The sequence below is a fragment of the Flavobacterium bomense genome (genome assembly GCF_003970355.1).
The window spans coordinates 296,549-315,324 of sequence record NZ_RYDJ01000001.1 but is presented as its reverse complement, the minus strand read 5'-3'; the positions used below and the strand labels follow the sequence as shown (position 1 = coordinate 315,324).

Here is an 18,776-nt window from a genome sequence, read left to right as displayed (position 1 = left end):
AAAGTTTAAAAGTCACCTTGACTTTATGACATTCGACCTTACAACTTTAGACTATTAATAAAGAATGTTTAATTTTTAATTTATATATTATGGAAATTCCAACTATTGTAGGAGCAGGATTGATTGTTATCGGAGCAGGTTTAGGTATTGGTAGAATTGGTGGTTCAGCAATGGACGCTATTGCTCGTCAACCAGAAGCTTCTGGAAAAATCCAAACAGCTATGCTTATCGCAGCTGCACTTATTGAAGGTATTGGTTTTGCTGCGTTATTCGCATCTTAATTAAAACTAAAAAAAACAATAGTTACAACGGTTGGTTGTAACTATTGTTTTTAAAATTAAAACATTACAAATTGCGATTAAAAGCAATTCATACTTTAAAATTTATAATTAGATATAATGGATAAGTTAATAAATGATTTTTCGTTTGGTTTGTTTATTTGGCAAATAGTAATATTTGTAGGATTGATATTCTTGTTAAAAAAATTCGCTTGGAAACCAATTCTGGATGCAGTTAATGATAGAGAAGAAGGAATTAAAAATGCCTTACTATCTGCTGAAAACGCTAGAAAAGAAATGCAAAATCTTCAAGCTGACAACCAACGTATTTTACAAGAAGCAAGATTAGAGCGTGACAACATGCTTAAAGACGCTCGTGAAATAAAAGAGAAAATGGTTGCTGATGCAAAAAATGAAGCACAGGCTCAAGGATTAAAAATGATCGAGCAAGCGAAAGCAGCAATTGAAAGTGAAAAAAATGCAGCCATGGCCGAATTGAAATTACAAGTTTCAACATTGTCATTGAATATCGCAGAAAAAATATTGAAAGACGAATTATCTAACAAAGAAGCTCAAACTAAATTAGTTGAGAAAATGTTAGGTGATGTAAAGTTAAACTAACAATTATGGCAAGTACAAGAGCAGCAATTCGCTATGCAAAAGCAATTCTAGACTTAGCAAACTCAAAAGGTGTTGCCGAAGTTGTAAATAACGACATGAAATTGATTGCTTCGACAATTAAGGGTAATTTAGAATTGAGTACTTTTATTCAAAACCCGACCATGAAAGTGGAGGTAAAAGAAAAAGCACTGTTAGAAGTTTTTGCCGGTATAAATGGCGTAACTCAAGGGTTGTTTCATTTATTATTTGAAAACAAAAGATTCGAAATTCTAGAAGCAATTGCCATAGAGTACAGTAAATTATCGGATATTATGAATGGTATTGAAGTAGCGCAGGTTACTACAGCGATTCTTATGGATGCAGCATTAGAAGCTAAAGTTTTGGCTAAAATTGCAACACTTTCGGATAAAAAAATCACAATAGAAAATATAGTAGATGCTTCAATCATTGGAGGATTTATTCTTAGAATAGGCGACAAGCAATACAATGCTTCAGTAGCCAACAGATTACAAGTATTAAAAAGAGAGTTAAGTAATTAGTTTTATTGCACATTTAAGTGTCTAAATTATAAATTAAGATGGCGGAAATCAAACCTGCTGAAATTTCAGCAATATTAAGAAAGCAAGTAGAAGGTTTTGAATCTGGTGCTACACTAGAAGAAGTAGGAACAGTACTTCAAGTTGGAGATGGTATTGCTCGTGTTTACGGGCTTTCGAATGTTCAATATGGAGAGTTAGTTGAATTTGACAATGGATTAGAAGCTATTGTTTTGAATCTTGAAGAAGATAATGTAGGTGTGGTACTTTTAGGACCATCTACAGGAATCAAAGAAGGTTCAACTGCTAAAAGAACACAACGTATTGCTTCTCTTAAAGTAGGAGAACAAATGGTAGGTCGTGTAGTAAACACACTTGGTTTTCCTATTGATGGAAAAGGACCAATCGGTGGAGACTTATACGAGATGCCTTTGGAAAGAAAAGCTCCTGGAGTTATCTTCCGTCAACCCGTTACTGAGCCATTACAAACAGGAATAAAAGCAGTAGATGCTATGATTCCAGTAGGTCGTGGACAACGTGAGCTAGTTATTGGTGACCGTCAAACAGGTAAATCAACTGTTTGTATCGATACTATCTTAAATCAAAAAGAATTTTACGATGCTGGGAAACCAGTATTTTGTATCTATGTTGCTATTGGACAAAAAGCTTCGACTGTAGCAGGAATTGCTAAAATGTTAGAAGAAAAAGGCGCAATGGCATATACCATTATTGTTGCTGCAAATGCTTCTGATCCAGCTCCAATGCAAGTGTATGCTCCTTTCGCAGGTGCTGCAATTGGAGAATATTTTAGAGATTCAGGTCGTCCGGCTTTAATTGTTTATGATGATTTATCTAAACAAGCGGTTGCATACCGTGAGGTTTCTCTGTTATTGAGAAGACCACCGGGACGCGAAGCATATCCTGGAGACGTTTTCTACCTTCACAGTAGATTATTAGAACGTGCTTGTAAAGTAATTGCAGATGATGGAATTGCTAAAGACATGAACGATTTACCAGATTCATTGAAATCAATTGTAAAAGGTGGTGGTTCATTGACGGCGCTGCCAATTATTGAAACTCAAGCTGGTGACGTTTCTGCATACATCCCAACAAACGTAATTTCTATTACAGATGGTCAAATTTTCCTTGATGGAGATTTGTTTAACTCTGGGGTTCGTCCGGCAATTAACGTAGGTATTTCGGTATCTCGTGTTGGAGGAAATGCCCAAATTAAATCAATGAAAAAAGTAGCAGGTACTTTGAAATTGGATCAAGCACAATTCCGTGAATTAGAAGCGTTTGCTAAATTTGGTTCTGATCTTGATGCCGTTACTTTAAACGTAATTGAAAAAGGAAGAAGAAACGTTGAAATCTTGAAACAAGGTTTGAACGATCCATATACTGTTGAAGATCAAGTTGCGATTATCTATGCTGGTTCTAAAAACTTATTGAGAAATGTTCCTGTGAACAAAGTAAGAGAATTTGAGAAAGATTTCTTGGAATTCTTGAACAACAAACACAGAGCAACTCTTGACGCTTTAAAAGCAGGAAAATTAACAGACGAAATTACAGATGTAATTGAATCTGTGGCAAAAGAATTATCAGCAAAATATAACTAAAACTAGTCAAAAGTTGTAAAGTCGAAAGTCTTAAAGTCAGTTTATCTGCTTTTGAGGACTTTAGACTTTATGACTTTACGACATTAGACTAATATAAAATGGCAAATTTAAAGGAAATCCGTAATAGAATTACTTCCGTTTCATCTACGATGCAAATTACATCGGCAATGAAAATGGTTTCTGCAGCAAAGCTAAAGAAAGCACAAGATGCAATCACAGCAATGCGCCCTTATGCCGAAAAATTAACGGAATTATTGCAAAATCTTTCTGCCACGCTTGATGGTGAGATAGGAGGAGAGTTTACCATACAACGAGAGATCAAGAAAGTATTATTAGTTGTAATAACTTCTAACAGAGGTTTAGCGGGTGCTTTTAATACGAATGCAATCAAAGAAGCTAAAAATCGCGCTGAATTTTATACGGGGAAGCAAGTGGATATTTTTGCTATTGGCAAAAAAGGAAATGATGTTTTGAGTAAAACACATTCAGTGGTTGATAATCAAAGCGTTGTTTTTGATGACTTGACTTTTGATGCTGTAGCTAAAATTGCGGATACATTAACGGAGAAATTCGTTTCAGGAGAATATGATAAAATTGAGTTGATTTATAACCAATTTAAAAATGCCGCAACACAAATCGTTCAAACCGAACAATTTTTGCCATTGGCACCTATAAAATCTGATCTTACAGTTTCAACTGGTGATTATATTTTTGAACCTTCAAAAGAAGAAATCGTGTTGACTTTGATTCCAAAATCATTAAAAACACAATTGTATAAAGGAATTCGGGATTCATTTGCCTCAGAGCACGGAGCGCGTATGACTGCGATGCATAAAGCAACTGATAATGCAACGGAAATGAGAAATCAATTGAAATTAACATATAATAAAGCGCGTCAGGCTTCTATTACTAATGAGATCTTAGAGATCGTTGGTGGTGCTGAAGCGTTGAATGGATAATAGATTATTATTCAAAATATATAAAGAGTCACGCTATGCGTGACTTTTTTTTTGTTTCTAAGGGAATTGTTTAATAATCTTTTTTTTCTTAAACCAATCCTTGTTTATTCCATAAATCGTAGTACTTTCCTTTTTGTTCTATTAATGCGACATGATTTCCGGACTCCACGATAGTGCCATTTTCCATTACCAAAATAGTATCTGCATTAGCTATAGTACTCAATCGATGGGCTATGACAATAACTGTTTTCCCCTGAGATTTAAAATTATCAATCACTTCTTTTACAATGTGTTCTGAGTTAGTATCTAATGAAGAAGTGGCTTCATCCATTAATAACACTTCCGGGTTTTTGTACAAGGCTCTTGCTATAGCAATACGTTGTTTTTGTCCTCCAGAGAGCATGGCGCCATTTTCACCAATTTGAGTTTCAAAACCATTGGGCAATTTCTCCACAAACTCTGTAATTCCCAATTGTTTGGACAAATCTAAAATGCGTTGAATATTTGGAAATGAATCGCCTAAAGCAATGTTTTCAATAATATTTCCCGAAAACAGATTGAGCTGTTGCGGAATGGCACCAATGCAATTCCGTAAACTCTGATAATGTATGAATTGAGAATCATATTCTCCAATATAAATTTTCCCTTCTTTTATGGGATATAAGTTTTGCAACAGTGAAATCAGTGTCGTTTTACCACTTCCGCTTTCGCCAACTATAGCTGTGGTTTCATTTTTCTTGAAAACAGCATTAAAATTTTTGAAAACTTCGGTTCGAGAGCCATAACGGAACGTTACATTTTCAAATTTTATATCTCCTATCTTTTCTCTTTGCAATTCGACTTTGTTTTCTGTTTCTTCCCGTTCTAAATCCATTATTTCAAAAAGTCGATCAGCTGCTATGAGTGCATTTTGTGCCGTTTTGTTCATCCCAATCAAGGAAGCAACGGGAGAAGTAAAATACCCAATCAAAGCGTAAAAGGAAAATAATTCCCCTGGAGTAATGGCTCTGTCAATCACATAACCCGAACCAATCCACATTAGAATAACAGTAAATATCGAAGCCAGAAAGTTGGTAGAAGTCCCTGCAAAAACACTGTTTAAGCCTGATTTGTAAGTGGTGAATAATAGTTTTACAAATTTATTTTCCGTTTTTAAATTAGAAAATTCTTCGATTCCGAATTCTTTTACGGTTCTGATATGCGTGACACTTTCAACTAATTGTGTTTGTAATTCGGCGGCATTCTCCATGATAACACGTTCTACTTTTTTATTGAATTTATTTAAAATAAAATAAATAGCTCCATAAAATGGAATTACCAAAAGAATCACCAAAGCCAATTTCCAATAGTAGGTAAACATCAACGTGAAAGAAAAAATCACAATGAAGATATTTACAATCATATCAATCGCCACTTCATTGATAAAAGATCTAATTTTTACCGCATCGCCAATCCGGGATGTGATTTCTCCAACTTGCATCGTGTCAAAAAAACGTTGCGGAAGATGGAGTAAATGTTTATAGTATCCTAAAATTAATTTGGCATCAATCAATTGCCCCGTTTTCATAACAAAAACACTCTTTTGAGAACCGATGTAGGCTTGCAATATGATGATAAAAATCATGGAAACACTCAGCAAATTGAGTAAGTTTCTGTTGCCTTCAACCAAAACATAATCGGTAATTTTTTGAATGTAGATGGACATGGCCAATCCTAAAACGGTAAAAAGTATGGCACCCGCCAAAGCCTGAATTAAAATGGTTTTATGTGGCTGTACCAAATCCCAAAAGCGTTTTAATGGAGTAACTTTTTCGTTATATTCCTTGAAATCATCATTCGGTGCAAAAAGAATCAGTACACCAGTCCAGATTTTTTGAAATTCTTCATACGTATAGGTTTCCATTTTGCCAAAAGCGGGATCCATTACCGTTATGGTTCCCCCTCCTTTGGAGGGGTTAGGGGAGGATTCAACTTTATAAATCACCACATAATGATGCAATTGTTCTTTTACTATAATGTGAGCAATAGCAGGGAGCGGAATTTTATCAATAGCATCTATGCCTCCTTTTACTCCCTTGGCAGAAAAACCCATTTTTTCGGCAGCTTCAATTATCCCCAGCACATTGGTACCTCTTTTATCGGTATTCGCAAATTGACGAATGCGCGCTATAGGCAGATTAACTTTGTAATGATTGCCAATAGAAGCGAGACAAGCAGCACCACAATCTTTAATATCATGTTGTTTTATTTTTATTGAAGCCATTATAAGAGTATAGATGATAGAAAAAAGACTTTAGAATTTTCTCAGAGAGTATAAATTATTTTATAAAATTTTACCAGTTTAAGATTTGGATGCAATTTGTTTTGGGTTGAGCCAATCATCGACTTTGTCAAACAATAAATCAAATAAGCTTCTTCTTGTAATGATGTATCGTGTGGTTAGGGTCATTCCTTTTGTAATTTGGGTTTTGTAACCGGATTGCAATTGCATTGCGGTAGTATTCAGTGCGCATCGTACTTTAAAAAAAGCTTGTTCCCCTTGAATGGTAATATTACGGTCAATATCGATTACTTTTCCTTCTAGCAAACCCCATTGGTTGTAATTGAAAGCATCGAGTTGAAATTTCACCTTTTGATTTTTTCTAATTAAACCTATATCGTTTGGTGAAACGGTGCTTTCTACAATCAATTGATCTATTGCCGAAATAGAGGCTATAGGTTGAGAGGCGTTCAAGAAAGAACCAGCTTGAATTCCTGAGAAATTTTCTATAGTTCCAGATAATGGTGCTGTTATATAATAGTTTTGCGCTTCTACTTTTATTTTTTCTAGGGTGCCGTTTAGGTTTTGAAGTTGCATTTGTAGCTCTCGTTTGCTGTTTTGCCAAAGGCTACGTTGGTTTTTTTCTAAACCAGAAAGTGCTTGCTGAGCATACGTATAATCAAAACTATATTTCTCAAATTCAGCTTTGGCAATTATGCCCTTATCATGCAACTGTTTGTTTCGGTCATATACTATTTTTGATTGGGCAATTTTGCTTTGCAATTCCTCTCTTTTATTATTGTAACTCTGCCACTCTTGCTGCATAGCAAGTGTTTTAAAACCCGTAGCCCTGCCTTGTGTAACTTGAGTTAAATCATGAATTTGATCCTGAATAGTAGCCGCCGTCACTTGATTATTGGCTTTCTCGGTATTTAAATTTTCTTGGGTAATGGCAATCAGGGTATCTCCTTGTTGCACTACTTGGTTATTCTTTATTTTTATAAAAGTTACTTTGCCATTCACTAAGCTACTTACTGGAACATTGTCAGTAGTACTTCGCACGATACCGCGACTCTGACTGCTAATGTCTATTTTGATGACAGGCAATAGTGCCAGAAAAATAAGTATAGCCAGAATCAAGACCAAGTAAATAGAAATACTCTTGGTTTTGTTTTTTGCGATAAGGTTTTCGAGAGTGTTTATGGGATCTTGACTGAAGTTCATTTTTTTTAGTGAATTTATAAGACACGTTTGTATAGATAATAAAAACATGGAGAACCTGCAATCCAACAAACAAATTTCCTTTAACTGATTACTATTTCAATACTAAAAAGACTGCCTAATAAAATAGGCAGTCTCACAATAAAAATCTTGATTTAAAAGTTATTTTTTAACTTTTGAATATGAGCAATTAACGCTCCTAAAGCAATACCTATGATAAATATCTTAAACCAATAAGGAGCTAAGTATTGCATTATTTTATGATAAGTCATTGTGTTAATTTTATGATGTTGCCCAGTCTACAAATTTATAGACGCCATATCCAACTAAAGCACCTACAACAACAACGCCAACAACTGTAGCCCCTGCAGCAGCCACGGCTATCACTGCTGGAGCAAGATAACCTCCTTCAGTCTCTTTGGACTCTTGGATACTAATTTCCTTTAAATTCAACGCTTCTAAATTCATATTTTAATTTTTTGATATTTAACATTATTTTTGTCCTTGAGCAACTGCTGCACCTACACCAACTCCTACCCAAAATGCAGTAGCTACAGTTTCAGCAGATATTGCTATTCCCCATATTAGAAGAGGTATAAACCCACCTTCTGTTCCTTTAACTTCTTGAGCATTAAGCTCCACTAAATTCAAATTATCTAAATTCATTTTTTAAGTTTTTAAAATTACACATTTCATTTCAATAAAAAGTTTCTCGAGAACTTTTGTGCTTGGTTTTTTTTAGAGACCATAGCTTTCAAACTCCTTGCTCTGTTTTTTTTGAAAGGGTTACAGTACAGCTGAATTATTCCCTTATGCTTTGTTTTTTGAGGAACAAATACCTTTACATAAAACCTCATGCTCTGTTTTTTTTGAAAGGGTTACAGTACAGCTGAATTATTCCCTTGTAATTGGCCAATTGATTTAGGAAAGTAATCTACATTTAAAAGTAACGTCTTACTCCAAACGCTTTCACTTTCTTTGTGCCAAAACTAGAGTAAGAAGAGGTTCTAAGCAAACTGTTGTTATCGGAATTCCTGAATTCCGATACTGAATTCACGGAATTCCACAAATTATATTTTATAAATCACTGAAAATATGCTATTTAAATAATGTAAAAAAATCATTATTTTTAAGATTATTTTAGTGATGTTGCTGTATTTTTGTGCAAAATCTACTGTAATGACTAACCAACGTTTTATTAAAATAGTGCTTTTAATACTGTTTCCTTATTGTTTATTGGCGCAAACGGCTGATAAATTTATCGGAAAAGATTCGTATGAAGATTTAAAAAAAGAGTTTATTTTACAGAAAAGTGATAATAATAAGAAAACATTTATTTCGGAAATCATTTCTAAATCTTATTCTAGAAAAAATAATTTAAGTCTTTCACGGGGTTTTTATCTTTTATCAACATTATACAAAGGAAATAAAGCAATACAATACCTTGATTCATCTATTGCCTATTCAACTAATCAAAATGATTATAATTTTCCAGCATTGTCTTATTCTAGAAAGGCATATGAGTTAAGAATGCAATTTAAGTATAGCAAGGCTTTAGCTAATTATTTCAAAGCAGAAAAATATGCTAAAGACAATAATGAAGATTTAAATTTTTATATCAAGCGGTCAATTGGTGTTTTAAGGTCAGAGGAATTAGGTGAAGTAGAGGAGGCATTGCTACTATATCGTGAATGTTTAAGTTACATAAGAAAAAAAGACATATCATCTTTAAAATACAGTAGCGATTATCACAATCTTTTATTTGTGATTGCCGATGCGCACAAATCATTAAAGAATTTAGACTCTGCTAGTTTTTATAACAAATTAGGGTACAAAGAATCGATTATAACCAACGATAAGTTTTATATACCATATTTTATTTTAAATGAAGGTGCAAATGAAATGTTAAAGAAAAATTACAAAGCATCTTTAGATAGTATAAATAAGGCATTGCCTCAAATAATATTAGATAAAAATTTTGGTAATATACTGGCGTCTTATTTTTATTTAGGAAAGTCGTACGCTGGTATGAGTAGTGAAAAGAAAGCGATTCAAAATTTTATCAAAGTAGATTCCATGTATTTATTAAATAAAAGAATTACACCAGAGTTTATAAGTGGGTATTCCTATTTAATTGAATATTACAAAAAAACTGGAGACAAAGAAAATCAATTAAAATTCTTGAATAAGTTTATGAGTATTGATAGCATATTACAAAGAAACTATAAGCATTTAAATAAAGTTTTAGTCAAAGAATATGACACTCCTCGTTTACTTGCAGAAAAAGAATCCCTTGTACAATCCTTGCAAAACAATGAATCTAGATATTTTATATGGATTTTGATTCTAATAGTAGGTATTGGAGGCTTAATAGGCTACCAATTTTATTCAAAAAAACAATATCAAAAACGATTTGAAGCAATTATTCGTCCTACATCAGTTGATTTTCAGCCTTCTGGTGCTATAAAAAAGGAAGATGATTTTAAACAAGAAAGTAAATCACAAGAATCACGAGGTATAGCAATAGAGGTTGTGGAGCAATTATTAGAGAAGTTAGTCTACTTTGAACGCAATAAGGGATATTTAGAGAATACGATTACCATTCAAAAAGTAGCTTTGCAGTTAAATACAAATACAAAATATTTGTCTAATGTTATTAATGAACATAAAGGAAAAACGTTTGTGCATTATATTAACGATTTGAGAATTACACATGCGGTTGACCAATTGCAAGCCCAAACGAAATTACGAAATTACACCATGCCTTTTTTAGCGAAGGAGTTTGGATTCAATTCTGCCGAAGCTTTTGCTGCGGCTTTTTATAAGAAAAACAAGATTAAGCCTACTTTTTTTCTAAAAGCACTAGAAAATGAAAAATATTCATAACTATTTCGTTTTCAGTTAATTATTTTATATAGCGCTATCGGAATTCACGGAATTCCGCCAATAACTTTTAATTTTTTTTAGCTATTATCAGGCCAAGCTTTTACTTTTGCAACTTGTATAATAAATAAATAATTTTATCACATGAAAACAGAAAAAAAACAAACAAAAACGCAATCAAAGTTCAATTTAGAAAAAATGAAAGTAGCTCAATTGGATAACTTACATTTAATAAATGGTGGTTTTTTAAAATTGACTGGTGACATTGAAACTGTAACTGACTCTTTAATGCCTCCTCCCAATAACTTTAACTTAAAAAAATGAAAAATATTTATTTAATTTTTTTAGTCTGTATAATTTTAAGTTGTGCCACAAAAAAAAATGGAGTTTATGTTTTAAAAAATGAATCAATTAGCTCTGGTTGGCGAAGTTTAGATTCTTTAAATTGGTTTCATAAAGTCAATAAAGATCAAAATGCTTTTATCATTGATTTTATTCAAGTCAAAAAAACATCTAAAAGTAAAGTTCGAAACAATAATGTTGTGGTTGCTATAATTGACACTCCATTAGATACTAATCATGAATATTTAAAGAATAATATTTGGTTCAATAAACATGAAATTCCTTCTAACGGTATAGATGACGATAAAAATGGCTATGTAGACGATATTAATGGTTGGAATTTTATAGGAACAAGAGATAATGGTTATTTAGTTTGGGTTAATTTTGAATTTGTAAGATTTTTGAAAATTTTGAACGCTAATTCTAATCCTCAATTAACTATTCAAAACCTAGGCGGTGATGAATATAAACGTATAATCAACACTTATAACAAGCAATTTGGAGCTTATGACAACTGGTTAAAATCACAACAATACATTGTTGATAATTATCAAATAGCAAAAGATAGCTTAAAAAGATATTTTCCTAATGAAAAGTATTCAATCAAGGAATTAGATAGTTTGTATCTCAAGCATAAAATTAATGATAAAACTTTTAAACAAAGACGTGAAGACAAGGATTATGATATTGGTGCAATGATAGGTTTTATAAAGTCAAGATTGCAAGCAGGAGAGAATACAATTGAGGAAGCTTTAGATACAAGGGTTCGAATAGATTCGATAGTCAACAGAAATCTAAATGTAAATTTTGATGAAAGAATATATATTAAAGGCAATCCTTATTTAGTTAGTAAAGGATATGGAAATGCGACTATCTCAGAAAACAAGGCAGGCAAAAGATCTACGCATAATCATTCAACTAAGGTATCAGGTATTGTATCGATGATTGCAAAAAATAATTTCAAGATAATGCCGTTAGTAATTTCGGCATCAGGTGATGAATACGATCAGGATATAGCTAATGCGATATATTATGCAGTAGATAATGGTGCAAAGGTTATCAATATGTCATTTGGTAAAGAATTTTCTTTATATAAAGAATTGGTAATAGAAGCATTAAAGTATGCAATGAAAAGGGATGTATTGATTGTACATTCTGCGGGTAACAATAAATTCAATATTGACGAAAACCCTTATTATCCGTCAGATACAGAATTTAAGGATGATGCAAAAGAAGTCGTAGATAATTTTATCAATGTAGGCGCCACTACTGCAAAAGCAGACAGTACTTTTGTGGCCTCTTATTCAAATTACGGCAAGAAGAATGTAGATTTATTTGCTCCTGGAGATAAAATTTATACCACAACCGCAGGCAATAGTTATGGCTATGATTCAGGTACTTCACTTGCAGCACCCATGGTTTCTGGAACAGCGGCTTTAATATGGTCGTATTATCCTAAACTAACAGCTAAGGAGGTTAAACAAATTATTCTAGAATCAGGAACGGCTTACGATTTAGACGTTTTGGTCCCTGGTGGAGAGGGCAAAAAAATCAAATTTAGTGAATTATCTAAATCAGGAAAAGTATTAAATGTCTATAACGCGATGCAACTCGCTGAGAAAGTGAGTAAAAAGAAACGATAATGCACCACTATCAAGTTCGTCCTTTCTCGCACTATGTTTTAAGAACCCCTTTATTTCCATTGCCTTTCTATTTTGATTTATTGGAAAATTATTCCGAAGAGGCCTTATTGCTGCAGTTTGAAAACCCTTATGTTAGAGAAGCCATTCGTATGGCTTCACCGGAACTACTAACAGCTTTAAAAAAATGGAAAGCTGATCCTTCCAGTGTATCACCTAAAAAAAGGGAGAGTTTGCAGCTTAGTTTACTGAAATACATTGCGCGAATATCAACTCGTTGTACTCCTTTCGGGTTATTTGCGGGTTGTTCAGTTGGAAAAATAGCTTCTGAAACGAACATTATACTCAATTCAACTGAAAATTTTAGTCGTTTTACACAATTTGACATGCAATTTTGGGTGGCATTATTACGAGAATTTGCTAAAAGAGAAGAAGTTATACCTTATCTTAAATATTATCCTAATAATTCGATCTATGCTCTTGGGGATTTTTACCGCTATGTTGATTACAACTATGTAAAAACAAAAAGAGTCCATACCATTTCAGCATTGCGAAAAACAGCCCTTTTAAGTGAATTAGTGCTTAAAGCAACATCAGGGATGACTGTTGATGAAATGGTTTGTCTTCTTGCCGATGATGATTCTGAAACCGCAGAAGCTTTAGAATATATTAATCAGCTTATCGATTTTCAGTTTCTTGTAAGTGAATTGGATGCAACAGTTACAGGTAGTGATGAATGGGGACGCGTTTTTTCTATCATCGATAAAATTCCGAACTTAAAAAAAGATTCTCAACTTTTGCAAAGTATAAGAACTCAATTTTTAGTATTAGACCAAACGCTTGTTCCTTCTGAAAAAGACTATGAAGCGATACAGGATTTAATTGAGAAAACAGGTGTGGAGTTTGATGAAAAATATCTTTTTCAAACTGATTTAAATACGACCGCTTCCGTAAATACTTTGAGTACTAGTTCACAAAATAAAGTCTTCCAAGCGGTTCGTTTTTTAAACGGAATTCAAAAGCAAAAGAAGTCTGAAAACCATACTAATTTTATAAAAGCATTCACACAAAGGAATGAATCAAGAGAAATGCCTTTGACAACTGTTTTAGATACTGAAACGGGAATTGGGTATCTTCAAAATTCTGAAATGAATGATACGCATGAGATTTTGGAGCATTTTTCTTTTAAAAGTAAAGTTCAAGAAACAATCCTCGAACCTTGGACGGCTTATGATTTTATAATGGAGAAGAAACTTCAGCAATGTATTCTTAAAAATGAAGAAGCAGTATCGCTTTCTGAAAAGGATTTTCCGGATTTTGATCCTAGTTGGAATAATGCACCAGCTACTTTCTCGGTAATGATTGAAATTGCATTGCATCAAGAAAAAGAAATCATATCAATTGAATCTTCGGGGGATGTTAGTGCCGCCAAACTATTAGGGCGTTTTTGTAATGGAAATGATGCTATTTTCAATTTAACCAATGAAGTTGTAGCCAAAGAAGCGACCTATCATTCTGATAAAATTTTAGCAGAGATTGTTCATATTCCGGAATCAAGAACTGGTAATATATTAAGAAGACCTGTTTTAAGAGCATTTGAAATTGCCTATTTGGCTAATTCGGCAGCAACTAAAGACTACACGATTGACTTAAATGATTTAATGATTTCGATACGCAACAACAAAATTATTTTGCGATCTAAGAAACACAATAAAGAAGTTATTCCTTGTTTGTCAAATGCCCATAATTATGTTACTAAATCGCTGCCTGTTTATCATTTTTTATGTGATTTACAGTCGCAAGATGTAAAGCCTATTTACAGTTTCAGTTGGGGTGTTTTAGAAACGCATTATGATTTTTTTCCAAGGGTTGAATATAACGGAGTACTACTTTCAAAATCAAAATGGATCGTAAGTAAAACTGAAATTATGCCTTTTTATAAAATGGATGGCATTCTATTATTTGAAGCTTTTTCGATTTGGAGAAAACAACGAAGCATTCCTAGTCTTGTAAATTGGGCTCATTTTGACAACACATTGTTACTTGATTTTGAGACAAATATAGGGATTCAATTATTTTTGAAATCAGTTGTAAATCATGTTAAAATCACTTTAGAAGAATTTCTATTTACAGAGGAATCTGTGGTGAAAAACGCAAAAGGTGAAAATTTTGCCAATCAGTTCATTCTATCCTATTATAAAGACCAATTGTAAAGTATGAAAAGGGATTTTTGCATAGGAAGTGAATGGCTGTATTATAAAATATACACTGGAGTAAAAACAGCAGATCTTATATTATCTGAAAAGTTGTATCCCTTAATTTTAGATTTACAAAAGGAAAAGATAATTGCCAAATGGTTTTTTATTCGGTATAACGATCCTGATTCGCATCTTCGTCTTCGTTTTTTAGTAACCAAACCAGAAGCAATAGCTACCATTATCAGTTCATTCCATCCTGTTTTTGAGAAGTTATTGGTCAACCATTTAGTTTGGAAAGTACAAACGGATACTTATAAGAGAGAATTGGAGCGGTACGGAGAGGCTACCATGGTAGATTCTGAGACTTTGTTTGGGTATCATAGTGAGTTGATTGTAGCCTATTTAAAGCATAAATCCAATTTTGAGGTAGCAGCACAGCTATTGTTTGGACTGTTTACAATTCATCATTTTTTAGAAAGTTTTCAGTTATCAATGTCTGAAAAACATGAATTGATGCGCCGGTTACAAATGAATTTTAAAAAAGAATTTAATGCCGATGCGGCCACAAATAAGGGACTAGATACCCAATACCGCAAGCGTGAAGTAGAAATTACTGCCTTGCTACTAGGCAAAACGGACTTGCCATTTGAAGTATTAACTCCCTTCATAGAAACTAAAATATCAGAAATTGCTTTGTTAAGTTCCAACATAAAAAGTCAGTTGGAGATTCCTCTTTTTGATTTTTTAAGCAGCCATATTCACATGATGGTTAATCGTCAGTTTACCTCCCGCCAACGACAATATGAGCTCCTGATATACGACCATTTGTATCGGTTTTATAAAACTCAGGAGCTCAGAAGGCATTAAAAATTGGGATTGACTTTTGAGTTAAGCCCTTTTGCTCTATAATACAATAGAATGTTTTAGTTAAAAATCAGTGACAACAAATTTACCATTTGTAATATTGTGAATCAAAGCGCCTTTATTATAAACTTGCAGATTCATTTCGCCTCTAGTTACTTTTTCTTCATTTATAGTTGTATGCTCAAGAATTGTGTAACTGCCAGCTGTTTGGTATTTTTTCCAATCAATATCTCTAATCCACAATAACTGGGTAGCTCTAAATATGCCAACATATTGATCAAAATCAATTCTGTTCTCTATTGTATTTTGGTCAAATTTATACGTGCCTACTGCTAAATTTGGCAATTTAATTTTAGATTTAATTAAAGCTCTAAATCCGTTATCTGTGTAAAAGTACATTTGATATGGATTATTTAATAGTTTCGGATCATATTCGCCAAAATGAAATGCGGTAAAAAAACTTAAAGCAGTTCCTTTAAAATTCATATTTGTAAAAGTATATGGGCACTCGGTAGTTCTTACATTATTACTAGTTACCGACCCTTCGATATATTTTCTTTTTTTATCAATGTCTAATTCATCATAGTAAGATTGTTCTAATAGATATCCTTTAAAATCAAAATGAAGGTACTTTTTTGTTTCATCGTAGTTGAAATTTGATATTGTCATTAAGCCTTTAGGGTTAAAATCGGCAGATTCAAAATGTGCATTTTGATTTCTATAGTCAAAAAGTGTAATATTTTTTAACGTACCATTTTTCAATAGCGAGAATTCAATTCTAAAACCTGGATTTTTATTGTTTTGATAGCTACAACTAAAAAATAAACTTTCACAACTTTCGTTGGAGCCGATGCGACTATTTATTAAATTTAACTGTTCATTGTCAATTTTAATATTTAGAGAATTCACAACTTCTTCTTTAAGAACTTCTTCTCTTTCACAAGATGCTATAAAAAGGAATAAAAGCAAACTATTTGCTTTTATTAAAAACCACCTACAGTACTTACCGTAGGTGGATATGTTTTTTTTTGTGCCTACCATTGAACTTGAATTGGTCTTACTTGAAACTCTACTTTACCAGTATAATATGTTCTTGTAGCAAATTGCCCAGTATTAGGATTTTTATTTACTACATTATCGTAAAAAGGAATTACAGAGTCGAATAAATTGTTGCTTTTCGTTGTTCTTTTGACGATATAATCATTTGATTTTGATTCTTCAATTGACGCTCCATATTTCGTGTTCACTTTAACAACCTCTAAAATTGTCCCGCTTAATTCGGTAGAAAAGTTAGCATTGAATTTTGAGCTTATTGATTGTTTAGTTTCAATTATTAATGGATCATCTACTTCTTCAAAAGAAAATTTCCATTCATTTGAAAATCTATTTAAATCCCACGTTTGAAATTCTAACACTGTACCGTAATTATTATTCAAAAAATTTATAGTTTTTAAGCCAATTATAGTTGTACGAATGTAAGTTTTTTTGAAAGGCCAATTAAATCTGCTGTATGCTTCATGTTTTAATTCAAATAAATCAGACGGTTTAGCAAAAAAGCCTTTTTTATCTGATTCACCAGTGTTTGATGCTTTTGATCCATAAAAGCAATAAATCATAAATTCAAATTGTCCGTCTGTCCATCCGGAGGAGCTATTGAGTCTATAATCAGTTACTTGTTTTGGGTCATCTGTGTTTGAAATAGTATTAAATGCTCCTTGTGCATCATTTCCCGACATTTTGAAAGAGGTTATGTATTCTCTATACTTCCCACCACTAATTGCTCCTTTTTGCTTGCTAGGAGTCAATCCATAATAGATGTTGTCTCTTTGCCAACCCTCTGATGCAGTACCTTCCCAAACATTGTAAGCATCCTTTAAAAATTGACTTTAGCACCATCATTTTTTATGTTGGAAAATAGCAAAATTACTGAACATTTCTATTCGATTTGCTACATAACAAGTAACAATCATTACGTTATAATTTTACTCTTAAAGTAGGTAATATAGCTATGGTTTCAACACCATTTAATGAATAATACAACTTGCTTTTTAAACCAAGTTCAGCATAACTATTGAGTTTGAAATAATATTCTAAAGATCCAAATAAACCCAAATTGTCTGCTCGATTTTTTTCGTTTATTAACACAAACACAGTATTGTTATCAATATTAGTAATATCGCTTCTGTTCATATTTTCAATAAAATAGTATGCTCCAAGCGTAAACTGCAAATTGTTTTTAAAAACGGTTCTAAAATGAACATCATAAAAGTCTTTGGTATGAATGTTTCTATAGTTTTGTAAAACCAAACCAGTATTGGTTGAAGTAAGTATTACACCATCATCTATATTTTTTGCATGCTGTAACCTAGAATAACCTAATCCAATGTAGCGGTCTTTAGGTAATTTAAAATCAAAATTTATTTCATAAAACGAGCCAATATTTGGCAATTCAAAAGGTACGGGATCATCTAAAAAGGATTTGGAGTACTCGATGTAGGATAGACCATAAGAGAACGAAATTTCAATTTTTTGTTCTTTGTTTTCTTGAGCAAATAAAGAAGTTGAAAGAAAAAATATAGTTAATAGTAGTCTATTTTTCATAGGATTAGATTTTATAAGTAACTGTTTTTTAATTTTAATGAATGTTTTATTGAATCATTTTTCTAAAAATAATTTTATGATAATTAGAATCTTTTACCAATATTTAAAGTAAGGTTATAGTGGTTAGGATACACCGGAATTGAGTTAATTTTTTTTTCGCCAATAGGCATTAAATAGTACGGACTGATACCAACAAAGTAATTCTTATAAAATGTACATTGAAATTGTAATCCTAAGGTATAATAAAAAGTATTTAAATTACCTGAAGTGGTTCCATTTTCATAAGTAAGTATCTGTCCATTATTAAAATCATAAGTCCAATTTTTTACATCATGCGCTCTAGAATATGAAAACAAATAGCCAGCACCTAAATTAAAATTAAATAAAAACCGATCATTATTAACAAATAGATAATCTATCTTAGTTCCTACAGTAACAGTATTTATTTTTGACCAAAGCGAATTAAAATATACACCTGAGTAGGTTTGATCCATTAAATAATTATCGACTGCTGTTGCATCATCAAAAAAACGAGGAAAATCATTACTTTGATTGTATTCTAAATACAAATCAAATGCAAAAGACTGAGAAAATCTATTTTGATAATTTAAACCTAGTGAAAAATTATTTAAGTTGCTTTCTTTATCAGGAAACCAAGGTTTGCCAATTGACACATAAACGCTTTCGTTTTGAGCAGATGAGATTGTAAAAATAAAGATAAATAAAACTGTAAAATTTTTTTTCATAACAACAT

At 32.4% G+C, this 18,776-nt stretch carries 18 protein-coding genes; 10 read left to right on the top strand and 8 right to left on the bottom strand.

The features are described from left to right. Positions 1-89 precede the first annotated feature (89 nt). From atpE to atpG, 5 genes are all read left to right on the top strand, one after another. Entirely contained in the window at positions 90-281 is a 192-nt protein-coding gene (atpE, locus tag EKL98_RS01380) for an ATP synthase F0 subunit C (protein WP_073353856.1), read from the top strand. A 117-nt stretch (positions 282-398) separates the two neighbouring features. Continuing rightward, on the top strand, positions 399-899 hold the full coding sequence (locus tag EKL98_RS01375) for a F0F1 ATP synthase subunit B (RefSeq protein WP_126455009.1): 501 nt from the start codon (positions 399-401) through the stop codon (positions 897-899). A 5-nt stretch (positions 900-904) separates the two neighbouring features. Then, positions 905-1,438, top strand: a complete 534-nt coding sequence (atpH, locus tag EKL98_RS01370; RefSeq protein WP_126455011.1) for an ATP synthase F1 subunit delta — start codon at positions 905-907, stop codon at positions 1,436-1,438. Positions 1,439-1,476: 38 nt separating this feature from the next. After that, a complete protein-coding gene (gene atpA, locus EKL98_RS01365) occupies positions 1,477-3,054 on the top strand; it encodes a F0F1 ATP synthase subunit alpha (protein WP_126457785.1) in 1,578 nt (525 codons plus the stop codon). A 98-nt stretch (positions 3,055-3,152) separates the two neighbouring features. Beyond that, the gene (atpG, locus tag EKL98_RS01360; protein ID WP_126457786.1) at positions 3,153-4,013 is read left to right on the top strand and encodes an ATP synthase F1 subunit gamma; all 861 of its coding nucleotides are present in this window, start codon (positions 3,153-3,155) and stop codon (positions 4,011-4,013) included. 88 nt (positions 4,014-4,101) lie between these two features. Here the strand turns inward: atpG and EKL98_RS01355 are convergent, their stop codons facing one another. The 4 genes from EKL98_RS01355 to EKL98_RS17980 all read right to left on the bottom strand — a co-directional run bounded on the left by EKL98_RS01355 (position 4,102) and on the right by EKL98_RS17980 (position 8,160). Then, positions 4,102-6,276 carry a peptidase domain-containing ABC transporter gene (locus tag EKL98_RS01355; RefSeq protein ID WP_126561348.1) on the bottom strand — a complete coding sequence of 725 codons (2,175 nt, stop codon included), beginning with the start codon at positions 6,274-6,276 and terminating at the stop codon, positions 4,102-4,104. A 78-nt stretch (positions 6,277-6,354) separates the two neighbouring features. Further along, positions 6,355-7,497 (bottom strand): HlyD family secretion protein, encoded by a 1,143-nt coding sequence (locus EKL98_RS01350; protein ID WP_199736771.1) that lies wholly within the window; start codon positions 7,495-7,497, stop codon positions 6,355-6,357. 279 nt (positions 7,498-7,776) lie between these two features. Then, positions 7,777-7,962: a hypothetical protein gene (locus EKL98_RS17820; RefSeq protein WP_091259184.1), complete on the bottom strand. Its 186-nt coding sequence runs from the start codon at positions 7,960-7,962 to the stop codon at positions 7,777-7,779. A gap of 24 nt (positions 7,963-7,986) precedes the next feature. Further along, positions 7,987-8,160: a bacteriocin gene (locus EKL98_RS17980; RefSeq protein WP_231507447.1), complete on the bottom strand. Its 174-nt coding sequence runs from the start codon at positions 8,158-8,160 to the stop codon at positions 7,987-7,989. A 513-nt stretch (positions 8,161-8,673) separates the two neighbouring features. Here EKL98_RS17980 and EKL98_RS01335 point away from each other — a divergent pair. The 5 genes from EKL98_RS01335 (at position 8,674) to EKL98_RS01315 (ending at position 15,424) form a co-directional block, all read left to right on the top strand. Continuing rightward, entirely contained in the window at positions 8,674-10,380 is a 1,707-nt protein-coding gene (locus tag EKL98_RS01335; RefSeq protein ID WP_158614838.1) for a helix-turn-helix domain-containing protein, read from the top strand. A gap of 141 nt (positions 10,381-10,521) precedes the next feature. Beyond that, positions 10,522-10,701 (top strand): hypothetical protein, encoded by a 180-nt coding sequence (locus EKL98_RS01330; protein ID WP_126457790.1) that lies wholly within the window; start codon positions 10,522-10,524, stop codon positions 10,699-10,701. Continuing rightward, positions 10,698-12,362 carry a S8 family serine peptidase gene (locus EKL98_RS01325; protein ID WP_126457791.1) on the top strand — a complete coding sequence of 555 codons (1,665 nt, stop codon included), beginning with the start codon at positions 10,698-10,700 and terminating at the stop codon, positions 12,360-12,362. Before EKL98_RS01330 ends, EKL98_RS01325 begins: the two co-directional genes overlap by 4 nt. Further along, the gene (locus EKL98_RS01320; protein ID WP_126457792.1) at positions 12,362-14,572 is read left to right on the top strand and encodes a lantibiotic dehydratase family protein; all 2,211 of its coding nucleotides are present in this window, start codon (positions 12,362-12,364) and stop codon (positions 14,570-14,572) included. The genes EKL98_RS01325 and EKL98_RS01320 overlap by 1 nt, the downstream gene beginning before the upstream one ends. Positions 14,573-14,575: 3 nt before the next feature. Next, positions 14,576-15,424, top strand: coding sequence for a thiopeptide-type bacteriocin biosynthesis protein (locus EKL98_RS01315; RefSeq protein WP_126457793.1), 849 nt, complete (start codon positions 14,576-14,578; stop codon positions 15,422-15,424). 60 nt (positions 15,425-15,484) lie between these two features. Here the strand turns inward: EKL98_RS01315 and EKL98_RS01310 are convergent, their stop codons facing one another. The 4 genes from EKL98_RS01310 to EKL98_RS01295 form a co-directional block, all read right to left on the bottom strand. Next, a complete protein-coding gene (locus tag EKL98_RS01310; protein ID WP_126457795.1) occupies positions 15,485-16,462 on the bottom strand; it encodes a hypothetical protein in 978 nt (325 codons plus the stop codon). Continuing rightward, a complete protein-coding gene (locus EKL98_RS01305) occupies positions 16,456-17,226 on the bottom strand; it encodes a hypothetical protein (RefSeq protein ID WP_126561347.1) in 771 nt (256 codons plus the stop codon). Before EKL98_RS01305 ends, EKL98_RS01310 begins: the two co-directional genes overlap by 7 nt. Positions 17,227-17,395: 169 nt before the next feature. Next, positions 17,396-18,022, bottom strand: coding sequence for a hypothetical protein (locus EKL98_RS01300; protein WP_126457799.1), 627 nt, complete (start codon positions 18,020-18,022; stop codon positions 17,396-17,398). An 83-nt stretch (positions 18,023-18,105) separates the two neighbouring features. Further along, positions 18,106-18,768, bottom strand: coding sequence for a hypothetical protein (locus EKL98_RS01295; protein ID WP_091259556.1), 663 nt, complete (start codon positions 18,766-18,768; stop codon positions 18,106-18,108). Between the last annotated feature and the right edge of the window lie 8 nt (positions 18,769-18,776).